Origin of the sequence: Vibrio sp. PBL-C16, assembly GCF_034321865.1 — a bacterium.
Classification (GTDB): domain Bacteria; phylum Pseudomonadota; class Gammaproteobacteria; order Enterobacterales; family Vibrionaceae; genus Vibrio; species Vibrio alginolyticus.
Map to the genome: position 1 here is coordinate 897,107 of NZ_JAXLNY010000002.1, position 13,785 is coordinate 910,891.

General features: G+C 45.3%; 9 protein-coding genes and 1 tRNA gene. 3 read left to right on the top strand and 7 right to left on the bottom strand.

Annotated elements, in window-relative coordinates:
- From rsxD to UQW94_RS12485, 6 genes are all read right to left on the bottom strand, one after another.
- A complete protein-coding gene (rsxD, locus tag UQW94_RS12460) occupies window positions 1–1,047 on the bottom strand; it encodes an electron transport complex subunit RsxD (protein WP_005390256.1) in 1,047 nt (348 codons plus the stop codon).
- On the bottom strand, window positions 1,047–3,797 hold the full coding sequence (gene rsxC / locus UQW94_RS12465) for an electron transport complex subunit RsxC (protein WP_239945414.1): 2,751 nt from the start codon (window positions 3,795–3,797) through the stop codon (window positions 1,047–1,049). The genes rsxD and rsxC overlap by 1 nt, the downstream gene beginning before the upstream one ends.
- Before the next feature lie 8 nt (window positions 3,798–3,805).
- Window positions 3,806–4,402: an electron transport complex subunit RsxB gene (gene rsxB, locus UQW94_RS12470; RefSeq protein WP_005380760.1), complete on the bottom strand. Its 597-nt coding sequence runs from the start codon at window positions 4,400–4,402 to the stop codon at window positions 3,806–3,808.
- 3 nt (window positions 4,403–4,405) lie between these two features.
- On the bottom strand, window positions 4,406–4,984 hold the full coding sequence (gene rsxA / locus UQW94_RS12475) for an electron transport complex subunit RsxA (protein ID WP_005380762.1): 579 nt from the start codon (window positions 4,982–4,984) through the stop codon (window positions 4,406–4,408).
- Window positions 4,985–5,289: 305 nt separating this feature from the next.
- Window positions 5,290–7,587 carry a formate C-acetyltransferase gene (pflB, locus tag UQW94_RS12480; RefSeq protein ID WP_322142255.1) on the bottom strand — a complete coding sequence of 766 codons (2,298 nt, stop codon included), beginning with the start codon at window positions 7,585–7,587 and terminating at the stop codon, window positions 5,290–5,292.
- Window positions 7,588–7,937: 350 nt separating this feature from the next.
- Window positions 7,938–8,013, bottom strand: a tRNA-Asn gene (locus UQW94_RS12485).
- Window positions 8,014–8,572: 559 nt separating this feature from the next.
- Here UQW94_RS12485 and uvrB point away from each other — a divergent pair.
- From uvrB to luxU, 3 genes are all read left to right on the top strand, one after another.
- Window positions 8,573–10,603, top strand: a complete 2,031-nt coding sequence (gene uvrB / locus UQW94_RS12490) for an excinuclease ABC subunit UvrB (protein WP_322142256.1) — start codon at window positions 8,573–8,575, stop codon at window positions 10,601–10,603.
- 291 nt (window positions 10,604–10,894) lie between these two features.
- Window positions 10,895–12,301, top strand: a complete 1,407-nt coding sequence (gene luxO, locus UQW94_RS12495) for a quorum-sensing sigma-54 dependent transcriptional regulator LuxO (protein WP_262657319.1) — start codon at window positions 10,895–10,897, stop codon at window positions 12,299–12,301.
- Window positions 12,298–12,642 (top strand): quorum-sensing phosphorelay protein LuxU, encoded by a 345-nt coding sequence (gene luxU / locus UQW94_RS12500; protein WP_017636054.1) that lies wholly within the window; start codon window positions 12,298–12,300, stop codon window positions 12,640–12,642. Before luxO ends, luxU begins: the two co-directional genes overlap by 4 nt.
- A 137-nt stretch (window positions 12,643–12,779) precedes the next feature.
- Here the strand turns inward: luxU and UQW94_RS12505 are convergent, their stop codons facing one another.
- Window positions 12,780–13,676 carry a YvcK family protein gene (locus UQW94_RS12505; RefSeq protein ID WP_213876340.1) on the bottom strand — a complete coding sequence of 299 codons (897 nt, stop codon included), beginning with the start codon at window positions 13,674–13,676 and terminating at the stop codon, window positions 12,780–12,782.
- Window positions 13,677–13,785 lie beyond the last annotated feature (109 nt).

The window sequence follows — 13,785 nt, forward strand, 5'->3', positions numbered from 1 at the left end:
TCAGTGACCGTAAGTTCTAGGTTTGGTGTAGTAATCGATCAGTGGCACACACATATTTGCAAGCAACACTGCAAATGCAACACCATCTGGGAAACCGCCCCAACTGCGAATGATAAAAACCAAAGCACCAATAAGCGCACCGAAGATTAAACGTCCTTTGACGGTGGTAGACGCCGAAACGGGATCGGTTGCAATAAAGAATGCGCCAAGCATGGTTGCACCAGATAACAAGTGTAAAACTGGCGACGCAGTTTCCCCTGGCGTCAGCAACGTGAACACTAGGCTAAACAGAGTCAGACTCGCAAGGAAACCTGCTGGAATATACCATTGGATGATACGCTTTTTGATCATGACTATGCCGCCAAGAAGGTAAGCAAGGTTTACCCATTGCCAACCAATACCACCTAAGCCATCAAATATTGGCTGCGACATTACTTCGCTTGGAGTGGCACCTGTAAGAATGCCAGTCTTAAATGCATCAAGTGGTGTCGCCATTGTCACGCCGTCAACACCTGAGCGAACTTGCTGAAGTGATAAGCCGTCGTAATCATAGCCCGTAAAAATTAAAGAGAGTGTATCTGCAAAATTTACATGATCAGGTATGAGTGATGTCGGTGCACTCCAACTCGTCATTTGTACTGGGAAAGAGATCAACAAGACCACATAAGCGACCATTGCAGGGTTGAATAAGTTTTGTCCAAGGCCACCATAGAGGTGTTTAGCAATTACTATCGCAAAAATAAGCCCGATCACCATAATCCACCACGGAGACCATGGTGGTATAGCAACGGCTAATAACCAAGCGGTAACTATTGCACTGTTATCACGTAGCGCTCTCATTGGTGAGCGTTTACGACAGATCATGACTAAGGCTTCAAGGGATACAGCGACTGCAATGGCAAAAATCAGCTGAATAAGCGTACCCCAGCCAAAGAAGTAGGTTTGAGCTACTAAACCTGGAAGTGCGCAAAGTGCCACCCATTTCATTAAGTCTGGCGTACTACGACGACTGTGGGTATGCGGTGAACTGGCAATAAAAAACGACACTACTCGTTCTCCTCAGTATTATTTTTATTAGCTTCTTGTTGCGCTTTGCGTGCCTTCGCGCGCGCAATTGCTGCGGCAACCGCGGCTTTCTTCGGATCCACTTCTGGTTCTTCGGAGGTTGCTTCTTCAACAGGCTCTGTTTGCGTTTCTTGCTTCGCTTTGCGCGCTTTGGCTCGAGCGATGGCAGCAGCCACGGCGGCTTTTTTCGGATCGTCGGTTTGCTCGGCAGGTGCTTCAGCTTCTTCCGCTTCAGTTGAGTCTGCTTGTTTCGCTTTACGAGCCTTCGCGCGCGCAATTGCTGCGGCAACCGCGGCTTTCTTCGGATCCACTTCTGGTTCTTCGGAAGTTGCTTCTTCAACAGGCTCTGTTTGCGTTTCTTGCTTCGCTTTACGCGCTTTGGCACGTGCAATGGCAGCTGCCACGGCGGCTTTTTTCGGATCTTCGGTTTGCTCGGCAGGTGCTTCAGCTTCTTCCGCTTCAGCTGAGTCTGCTTGCTTCGCTTTTCGCGCTTTGGCTCGAGCAATTGCAGCGGCAACTGCGGCTTTTTTCGGATCGTCGGTTTGCTCGGCAGGTGCGTCAGCTTCTTCCGCTTCGGTTGAGTCTGCTTGCTTCGCTTTGCGCGCTTTGGCTCGAGCAATTGCAGCGGCAACTGCGGCTTTTTTCGGATCGTCGGTTTGCTCGGCAGGTGCGTCAGCTTCTTCCGCTTCAGTTGAGTCTGCTTGCTTCGCTTTTCGTGCTTTGGCACGTGCAATCGCAGCAGCCACGGCGGCTTTTTTCGGATCGTCTGTTTGCTCAGTAGGTGCTTCAGCTTCTTCCGCTTCAGTTGAGTCTGCTTGCTTCGCTTTACGTGCTTTGGCACGTGCAATGGCAGCAGCAACCGCGGCTTTCTTCGGATCGCTGTCTTGCTGTGCAGACGTTTCCGATTCTACAGATTCAGTTGAATCTTCTTGTTGTGCTTTTTTCGCTTTAGCTCGGGCGATGGCGGCCGCAACTGCCGATTTTTTATCATCAGCGTTATTGTCTGGCGTTTCGCCTTGTTCTTTTTGCGCTTTACGTTCGCGAGCAAGACGTTTGCGTTCTTCGCGCAGTTTTGCCATTTCTGAGTTATCAGGTTCACTAGAGCCTGCTTTAGCTGCTGCAGCTTGTTTCGCCTTCGCTTTGGCAATGGCTGCCGCTACGGCGGGTTTTACTGCTGGCTCTGCTTTTTCTGTGGTTTCTGTCTTTTGAGCTTTCACTCGTGCGATCGCTGCTGCTATCGCATCATCGCTACCAGAAGACTTCATCTCTTTTCGGCGTTGATCGGCAGCTTTCTTGAAGCGATTTTCACGTTCTGCTTTTTCGCGTTCCATACGCGCTTTTTTCTCTTCAAAACGCAGTTTTGCTCGCTCTGCAGCTTCCGCTTCTTGTGTTCTAGTTCGAATTTCTGCTTTCGCTTGGCGGTAGTACTGTACGAGCGGAATTTCACTTGGACATACAAACGCACAAGCGCCGCACTCGATACAATCCTTTAAGTTTAATTCATCGAGTTTGTCATATTCTTCAGCTTTCGCATGCCATTGCAGTTGTTGAGGCAGCAGCGAAGCAGGGCACGCTTCGGCACATTGGCTACAGCGAATACATTCCATCTCATACTGGTGCGGAGAGATCTCACGACGAGTCGGAGCAAGGATACAGTTTGCTGTCTTGGTAATCGGCACTTGGGAGTGAGGAAGGGTAAAGCCCATCATTGGCCCACCCATAATTAAACGCTGTAACTTCTTATCTGCTTTATAGCCAAACTCATCCAACAGTGCTTGTACTGGTGTCCCTAACAATGCCCAAACGTTGCGTGGTTGTTTGAAGGTTTTACCAGTGAGAGTCACGATGCGCTTTATCATCGGCTCACCGTCGATGACTGCGCGTTTTATAGCGTAAAGAGAACCAACATTCTGAACCAAAATACCAATATCGGCTGGAATCGCGCCACTTGGTACTTCTTTATTGGTTAAAATTTTGATCAGCTGTTTTTCACCGCCAGAAGGGTATTTAGTTGGGATAACGCGAATAACGATATCTTTGTTTATAGCCGCAGCTTCTAGCGCTTTGATTGCTTCTGGTTTGTTGTCTTCAATGCCAATAATCGTGAGCTTTGGTGTCAGGATATGTTCGACAATTTCGATACCTTGAATAAGCTCTTCGGCATGTTCTTGCATGAGCTTGTCATCAGACGTGATGTATGGCTCGCACTCTGCTGCATTAACGATAAGAATCTCGGTACGAGCAAAACCTGATTGGATTTTTTTTGCAGTAGGGAAGCCTGCGCCACCCATACCAGAAATACCAGCGAGACGAATAATATCAATCAGTGCGTCAGGGGTTTCTTGTTGGTAATCTGCGACGGGGTTTCTTTCACACCATGCATCTTTCCCATCAGGCGTGATGACTGCGCACAACTCACTTAACCCAGAAGGGTGCGCGACAGTTCGTGGCTCAATCGCGGTGAGCGTACCTGATGTTGGAGCATGCACTGGAACCGTAAAGCCGGTCTCCGATTGCGTTAATGGCTGACCTTTTAATAAGTAGTCACCTTCGGCAACCAGTAGGTTACCCGCTTTACCAATGTGCTGTTTTAGCGGCAATACAATTTCTGACGGGATAGCCGCATGAGCGAGTTCAGTTTTGTTGGACTGCTTTTTATTTTCTGCCGGATGCACACCACCTGGGAAATCCCAAAGCGCGCCTGTACGAATTTGTTCAATCAAAGACAACATGTGAAACCTTACTTAATTGAATCTTTCACGTTCGCTGCATTGTCGGCAGCATCCGTAATGTTAAGTACCGGAATGGAGTGAAGTTGCCACTTCCAGCTTTCTGTGGTCGTTGCCACAGGAATCATTTCAATACAATCAGTCGGACATGGGGCAACACACAAGTCACAGCCCGTACATTCATCTTTGATTACGGTATGGACCGCCTTTGTTCCGCCTACAATTGCATCCACCGGACACGCCTGAATACACTTAGTGCAGCCAATACACATGTCTTCATGAATAAACGCAACGGTTGGAATTTTGCTGTCGAGATCGTGCGCAGATTCTTCTGGCTCAACACCCATTAAGTCGGCGAGCTTTTCGATTGTTGCCTGACCACCAGGGGGACATTTGTTGATGTGGTCGCCATTTGCAATTGCTTCAGCATAAGGGCGGCAACCAGGGTAGCCACATTGACCGCATTGAGTTTGCGGTAAAATGGCGTCGATTTGATCCACAATAGGGTCCGCTTCAACTTTAAAGCGAATAGAAGCAAAACCAAGTATCGCGCCGAAAATCGCAGCCAGAACCGCTAACGCGATAATCGCAATTAAAATCGTACTCATCGCTTACTTCACCAAACCTGTAAAGCCCATAAAGGCGAGTGACATTAAACCTGCTGTAATCATTGCTATTGATGCCCCTTTAAAAGGCACAGGAACGTCGGCGGCGGCTATGCGCTCTCGCATGGATGCAAAAAGTATCAACACCAATGAGAAACCAACAGCGGCGCCGAAGCCGTAGATGATCGATTCAATAAAGTTATGGTTTTCATTAATGTTAAGAAGTGCCACGCCCAATACTGCGCAGTTTGTTGTGATCAGCGGTAAGAAAATGCCAAGCAAGCGATAAAGCGTCGGGCTGGTTTTGTGCACAACCATTTCGGTGAACTGCACCACAACGGCTATCACCAAAATAAAACTCATGGTTCGAAGGTACTCAATACCCAGTGGACGAAGGATGTAGCTTTCCACTAAATACGCACACACTGACGCGAGCGTTAGCACAAAAGTTGTCGCTAAGCCCATACCTATTGCTGTTTCCAGTTTTTTGGACACGCCCATGAAAGGACATAGGCCCAAAAACTTCACCAGTACAAAGTTGTTCACCAGCACAGTGCCGACCAACAACAAAACATATTCGGTCATAGTTATTACGTTCTTAAAATCCGATCTTGATATTATCGTGTTTTGTGACACCAATAACAACCAGTGAACGATGTGGTTTTACATACACGATGGAAAAATAGTCGTCTATTTGATCTATTTTGATGAATCAATAAGAAATTGAATCGTTTGCTGAATGTATTGTTAGCGAGAGGATACTACCTATTAATTTTCATCTAATGTGTGATTTTAAAAAAAGCCCGCCTCTCCCAGGTAGAAAAGAGAGGCGGGCAATGTATATTTACAAGCTAATTATTTAAACTTTCTGAGTGCTTGATGGACTGTGTTTATATCTTACTCGTGAAGGTACGAGTGATGACGTCTTGCTGTTGCTCTGTCGTTAGAGAGTTAAAACGTACCGCATAACCAGACACTCGAATCGTCAACTGAGGGTATTTCTCTGGATGTTCAACCGCATCCAATAACATCTCTCGGTCTAGAACGTTGACGTTAAGGTGTTGACCACCTTCAATCGCAATGCCCTCGTTGCTTGCTTCGTGATGGAAGTAACCATCCATTAGCGCAGCTAGGTTCTTCTTCTGACTCAAGTCATCTTTACCCAATGCGTTAGGCACAATTGAGAAAGTGTAAGAAATACCATCTTTAGCGTAAGCGAACGGTAATTTAGAAACCGATGCCAGAGACGCAACCGCCCCTTTTTCATCACGACCGTGCATTGGGTTTGCACCCGGTCCAAAAGGCATACCTGCGCGACGGCCATCTGGTGTATTACCCGTTTTTTTACCGTAAACCACGTTAGATGTGATTGTTAAAATCGATTGAGTTGGCACTGCTTCGCGGTAGGTGTGCATCTTCTGAATTTTCTTCATGAAGCGCTCAACTAGATCACAAGCGATGTCATCAACACGGGCATCGTTGTTACCAAATTTTGGATAATCACCTTCGATTTTAAAATCAACGGCGATGCCATCTTCATCACGAACGGGTTTCACGGTTGCGTATTTAATTGCTGCTAAAGAGTCTGCAACAACAGACAGACCTGCAATACCACACGCCATCGTGCGGTGCACGTCGCGATCCATCAATGCCATCAGTGATGCTTCGTAGCTGTAACGGTCATGCGAATAATGGATGATGTTCAACGCTGTGACGTATTGCGTTGCTAGCCACTCCAACATATTGTCGAAACGAGGCATCAAAGCGTCAAAGTCGAGAATTTCATCTTGAACTTTGTCCACTACCGGACCCACTTGCGCTTTCGATTTTTCATCGATACCACCATTGATGGTGTAAAGCAGCGCTTTTGCAAGGTTGGCACGTGCACCAAAGAATTGCATGTGCTGACCAACAACCTGCGGGCTCACACAACAGGCAATCGCGTAGTCGTCATTGTCGAAATCAGGACGCATTAGATCGTCGTTTTCGTATTGAACCGAAGAGGTATCAATCGACACTTTTGCAGCATATTGTTTGAACGCTTCAGGTAATTGCTCTGACCAAAGAATCGTCATGTTTGGCTCAGGAGCAGGGCCCATAGTATGTAGTGTATTTAAGTACCGGAATGTCGTTTTAGATACTAGCGTACGGCCATCAACGCCCATACCAGCCATGGCTTCGGTTGCCCAGATTGGGTCGCCAGAGAACAATGAATCGTATTCTGGTGTGCGTAGGAAGCGAACCATGCGTAGCTTCATGATGAAGTGGTCAATCATTTCTTGCGCTTGTGATTCATCAATCAAACCGTTTGCTATATCGCGTTCTAGATAGACGTCTAGGAAAGTCGAAGTACGGCCCAGTGACATTGCTGCGCCGTTTTGCGATTTAACCGCCGCTAGGTAGCCAAAGTAGGTAAATTGGATCGCTTCTTGTGCAGTTTTTGCAGGTAGCGACATATCAATGCCGTATTTCAGACCCATTTGACGAATGTCTTCAAGCGCTTGAACTTGATCGGCTATTTCTTCGCGCAGACGAAGTGTTTTCTCAAGATCGTTGCCTTGTTCTAAGAACGTTTGTGTTGAGTTGTATTGCTCTTTTTTGTCTGCTTTTAAGAAGTCGATACCGTATAGGGCGAGACGACGATAGTCACCAATGATACGACCACGGCCATAGGCATCAGGAAGGCCCGTGATGATGCCTGATTTACGACACGCCAGAATTTCTTGGGTGTAAAGGTCGAAACACGCTTTGTTGTGAGTTTTACGGTATTCAGTGAAGATTTTTTCAACCGTTGGATCTAGCTCGCGGCCATAAACTTCGCACGAGTTTTTTACCATGCGAATCCCGCCATTGGCGATGATTGCACGTTTTAGCGGTTGATCAGTTTGTAAGCCAACGATCTTTTCCAGATCTTTGTTGATGTAGCCTGCATCGTGGGAAGTGATTGTTGAGGGCAAGTCTGTGTCAAAATCAATAGGGGCGTGTGTGCGGCTTTCTTGTTTTATGCCTTCAAGCACTTGGTTCCATAATGCTGAAGTGGATTCGCTAACTTCAGCTAAGAAAGTCTCGTCTCCCTCATAGGGTGTATAGTTTTTTTGGATGAAGTCACGAGTGTTGACAGAGTTTTGCCATTCACCAGCAGTAAATCCAGCCCATGCATCTAGCATGTCAGTTGTCGGAATAGTCATAAGTAAATCCCTAAGTTATTGATAATTAGAATGGAGGCGACGAGTAGGACGGAACCATTCTTAACCCTTTTAATCGTATGGATTTATTTATTATGAGTAAAATGAATGCTTTTCATTTTTTCAATGATTAAATTGCATTAATAATAGATTCAAATAGTTATGATTGTTTTTTGCTAGGAAAGAGACAGAATTAAATATGTGGTGCTGTGAGAACACTATCTACGACAATGTTATGAGTTCTGTAATTTGAACTTATTTCGGTGTGATTTTATGGCGCCTAGATTGGCTTAGATTTCATGGCGATTAAGATACAAAAAAGCCGTGTCTTGCGACACGGCTTTTCTATAATCTGGCTCCTCCTGCTGGGCTCGAACCAGCGACCTGCGGATTAACAGTCCGTCGCTCTACCAACTGAGCTAAGGAGGAATTGCTTTGCTTGAAAGCGGGACGGATCTTACCGAGCACTCAAACTACTGTCAACAGTAAAAAAATACATTTTTAGCAAAAAATATTGAGTTAAGGGCTTTACTTTTCTGTATGGCTTGCCAGTAAAGGCTCGAGGTTAGTTATCCACTAAATTTGTGGATAAGTGTGTTGATGAGATCTGGGTAAAGAAAATTTATATGCAACTAAGTTTTTATTTGGTGAATTTTTAGTCGGAGTTATGCGTAAAATAAGCAAATAAAACAGAGATTTATCGATCTTAATCAAAAGGTATTCAAAGTGGATAAAAATCAATCTTTTGGGGATAAGAAAGTTTTAAGCTAATTTTTGGGGAAAAGTTGTGGAAACTATAATGTGAAGAATGTGTGTAGCTCTTCAACTAGGGCGAAGTACTATATCAGAGTCACTTTTATATGGCTATAGCATTCTAGACAAACAAGAAAATTTATTAACAATGATGGTTAAATTCTCGATAGACGTAGATTTCATTAACTAAGGTGTATATATATACAGCCAAAGCGCAGTAAAATTGAGGAAGGGTATGAGTAAAGTCTATGAATTGGTCTCCGATTATCAGCCGTCGGGCGATCAACCAGGAGCGATCAATCAGTTGCTTGAGGGGCTCGATGCTGGGCTAGCACATCAAACATTGTTGGGGGTCACAGGCTCAGGTAAAACCTTCACACTAGCGAATGTGATTGCTCAAGCCCAACGACCTGCAATATTACTTGCGCCAAACAAAACGCTTGCTGCTCAGTTATATGGTGAGATGAAGTCATTCTTTCCTAATAATGCGGTTGAGTATTTTGTTTCTTACTATGATTACTACCAACCTGAAGCATATGTTCCCACAACAGATACTTTCATTGAAAAGGACGCTTCGGTTAACGCCCACATTGAGCAAATGCGACTGTCTGCCACTAAAGCTTTATTGGAACGGAAAGACGCTATTATCGTTGCTTCGGTTTCAGCTATCTATGGTTTGGGTGATCCGGAATCCTACTTACAAATGATGCTTCATTTGCGACGTGGAGATGTGATTGATCAGCGTGATATGCTTCGTCGCCTAGCGGAGCTCCAATACTCACGCAATGACGTTGCTTTAGAGCGTGGCCAATTCCGTGTTCGAGGTGAAGTGATTGACATCTTCCCAGCCGAATCAGACCAAGACGCTGTGCGCGTTGAGATGTTTGACGATGAGGTGGATTGCATCAGTGTGTTCGACCCATTGACAGGCGTGGTCAAACAACGAGACTTGCCGCGCTATACCATCTATCCCAAGACGCACTATGTCACGCCAAGAGATCGCATTCTTGAAGCGATTGAAAATATTAAAGTCGAACTAGAAGTGCGCAAAAAGCAGCTTCTAGATAACAACAAGCTACTGGAAGAGCAGCGAATTAGCCAGCGCACTCAATTCGATATCGAAATGATGAATGAGTTGGGCTTTTGCTCCGGTATCGAAAACTATTCTCGTTATCTCAGTGGACGCTCGGAAGGTGAGCCGCCACCAACCCTGTTTGACTACTTACCTCATGATGGCTTGTTGATCATCGATGAATCTCACGTGACAGTACCGCAGATAGGTGCCATGTATAAAGGTGACCGTTCGCGTAAAGAAACGCTGGTGGAGTTTGGTTTCCGGTTACCTTCAGCTTTGGATAATCGTCCACTGAAGTTTGAGGAGTTTGAAGCACTAGCGCCACAAACGATTTTCGTCTCTGCTACGCCCGGAAATTACGAACTAGAAAAATCGGCGGGTGATGTGGCGGATCAAGTCGTTCGTCCAACAGGCTTGCTTGACCCTGAGTTGGAGGTTCGCCCAGTAGCGACCCAAGTCGACGACCTATTGTCTGAGATCCGTATTCGCGCTGCTAAAGATGAACGAGTTCTGGTTACAACACTGACCAAACGAATGGCTGAAGATCTCACCGAATACCTTCACGAACATGATGTTAAGGTACGTTATTTACACTCAGACATTGATACTGTTGAGCGTGTGGAAATTATCCGTGACCTTCGTCTTGGGGAATTTGACGTGCTGGTGGGAATAAACTTATTGAGAGAGGGCCTGGATATGCCAGAGGTCTCGTTAGTTGCAATTTTGGATGCGGATAAAGAGGGCTTCTTGCGGTCTGAACGCTCACTCATTCAGACCATTGGTCGTGCTGCACGAAACATCGAAGGTAAGGCGATTTTATACGCTGACCGAATCACCAACTCAATGAAAAAGGCGATGGATGAAACTAACCGTCGTCGCGAGAAGCAGGAAGCGTACAACGAAGAAATGGGTATTTCGCCACAAGCGCTCAAACGAAATATCAAAGACATCATGGAACTTGGCGATATCACTAAGTCTAAACGCCAGCGTAACACTAAACAGGTACCATTATCGAAAGTGGCGGAGCCTTCGCAAACTTACGAGGCACTGTCCCCTCAGCAGCTAGAAAAAGAAATCAGTCGACTGGAGGCAGCGATGTATCAGCATGCGCAAGATTTAGAATTTGAGTTAGCGGCACAAAAGCGTGACGAGATTGAAAAACTACGAGCGCAGTTCATCGCAAATAGTTGAACAAACTTACCGATTTAACTATCTAAGTATTTTAGGTCGCTTGTAAAAAAAAGAAGCCAATAGGCAGTCGGGTCTATTGGCTTGTTTTGTGAACATATCGTTCACTAACAACGTCAGTTGGCTAGGTGACCCGAGGGGTCACTATGGTTACAGCATGGTTTGTGCCACTTTTTAAATAATTGATATTATTTTTGAATTTTTTCCTTTGCCCATAATTTAGCTAATGTTATTTGCAAAATGCAAAGCGTAATGCGATTATTGTTTAAAACACAACAAAATAATAGCTAGGTTATGCAACAAAAATCCGAAGGCCCAAAGTCTCGTTACCTTTTAATGGTCGAGGACACCGCATCTGTTGCGGCTCTGTACCGCTCATACCTGACACCGCTTGGCATAGATATCAATATTGTCGGCACAGGTAGGGATGCCATTGAGAGCCTAAATCATCGAATTCCAGATCTTATTTTACTTGATCTCCGTCTGCCAGATATGACGGGGATGGACGTTTTACATGCCGTTAAAAAGAGTCATCCCGACGTACCTATAATCTTTATGACAGCGCATGGTTCTATCGATACCGCTGTCGAGGCCATGCGTCATGGCTCACAAGACTTTCTAATTAAACCGTGTGAAGCAGACCGTTTACGTGTCACGGTTAACAATGCAATTCGTAAAGCGACCAAGCTAAAAAATGAAGCCGATAATCCAGGTAATCAGAGCTATCAGGGGTTTATCGGCAGTAGCCAAACCATGCAGCAGGTTTACCGTACGATAGATTCAGCGGCGAGCAGTAAAGCGAGTATTTTTATCACAGGTGAAAGTGGTACTGGTAAAGAGGTATGTGCCGAGGCTATTCACGCAGCAAGTAAACGTGGTGACAAACCTTTTATTGCAATTAACTGTGCTGCAATTCCAAAAGATTTGATTGAGAGTGAACTGTTTGGTCACGTAAAAGGGGCCTTTACTGGCGCTGCGAATGATCGTCAAGGGGCAGCTGAGTTAGCGGATGGCGGCACACTTTTTCTAGATGAGCTTTGTGAGATGGACTTGGATTTACAAACCAAGTTGCTACGATTTATTCAAACGGGCACATTCCAAAAAGTGGGTTCCTCAAAAATGAAGAGCGTGGATGTGCGCTTTGTGTGTGCCACTAACCGTGATCCCTGGAAAGAGGTACAAGAAGGTCGATTCCGTGAAGATTTGTACTATCGTTTGTATGTCATTCCTTTGCATTTACCGCCTTTACGCGAACGAGGCGAAGATGTTATTGAAATTGCATACTCACTGCTAGGTTACATGTCACACGAAGAAGGAAAAAGCTTCATACGTTTTGCGCCTGATGTCATCGAGCGATTCAACAGCTATGAGTGGCCGGGTAACGTTCGTCAGTTACAAAACGTGCTACGCAACATCGTTGTTCTAAACAACGGTAAAGAGATTACGTTGGACATGTTACCGCCACCGTTGAATCAACCGCTTGACCGTCCGTCGTCTGTGGCTAAATTAATTGAGCCGAAAGCGATGACCGCATCTGAGATTATGCCATTATGGATGACGGAAAAAATGGCAATCGAGCAAGCGATTGAAGCATGTGATGGCAATATTCCTCGAGCGGCGGGATATCTTGATGTCAGTCCGTCGACGATTTACCGCAAGTTACAGGCATGGAACGGCAAGGAAGAGCGGCAAAAAGTATGAGTGTAAATGTATTAAATCAGCAAAAAATAGATGAACTGTCGATGGAAATTGGCAGTGACAACGTACCTGTACTGTTCGATATCTTCCTAGGAGAAATGGATACCTATATCGAGAACTTATCCCAACTGCAGGGGGCAGAGCGATTAGCTTACTCAAAAGAAATCAGCCACGCGTTGAAAAGTAGTGCTGCGAGCTTTGGGGCAGATCGCCTTTGTGAACTGGCTATGTCCATAGACAAAAAAGCGAAAGCCGGTGAGTTGACTGCGGAGTCTGAGGAGTTAGAGGCTATGTTCGATCTTTTGCACGAAACTCGAGATGCTTATCGCTCTTGGCGACAGTAGCTATTTTTTCTATTAACAATTTTTTCTTAGTAAACATCTGTTCTTACTGGATGCCTGAACTAAAACCCTTCGATGACAGAAGGGTTTTCATTATCAATAAACACCTTAAAAGAGGGCGCTAGCCAGGTAACGTGCTCTTAAATAGAAAGTTGTAGCTGATTTTCAATCGCTAGTTTGAGCTTGCTTCTATCGTGACGCCAGTCTCGGTTAGAGGAGGCGAGTGACTCCGTCACTACATTCCATTGACTTAAGACGTCTTGCTCGGTTTTCTCTGCTAGAACCACGTCTATTTTTCTTCCTTGACAGGCACGTTCACACCATTCTAATTTTTGAGCCATCGTCATTCGTCCCGCTGGGCCGTATTCTGGACTCAGGTTAGCAACAAAAATGACTTTTGCTTTTGTGTTTGCTGCAATCGCTTTGCCGAGTTCAGGCAGCAATAAAGGAGGCATGATACTAGTTAAAAAACTGCCAGGGCCAAGAATAATCGCGTCCGCTTCCGCCAAAGCTGTGATGGCTTCTTTGGTAGCAGGCACTTCTGGTGAAAGATCCAAACGTCGCAAGTCTGCTTTCATTTCGTCGACATTTGTTTCTCCCGTAACCCACTTCCCATCTACGGATAACGCGGAAAGATCCGAAGGGTGTTCGGACATAGGAAGGATGTTAACGTCGACTTTTAACATATTGCGAATCAGATTAATGGCATCTAAAGGTCTGACCGATAAGTTATCGAGTGCAGTAAGCATCAAATTACCAAGATTATGACCATCAAGTTCGCCAGTGCCTTTGAAGCGATATTCAAACATCATAGAACTGATCGAAGGCTCTGTAATGAGCTGATTAATACAGTTACGTGTGTCTCCCCAAGCGATTCCTCCTTGGCAGTGACGAATTCTTCCTGTTGAACCACCATTGTCAGTCGTGGCAACAATCCCAGTTGCATTGCTGCCAAAATCTCGTAATGCGGCCAGCATTCGACCTAAGCCATGACCACCGCCAACAGCGACCACTTTTTTATCTGTGTAGATATTCATTATGTTCTTCTAATAATCTAATAAAAAACGGCTACAATTTATCTTAAGGAGTGTCTTAAAGGTACTCACTTAGCGGTAAATTGTGTCTCTAGAGAGTTTTTTATCACTC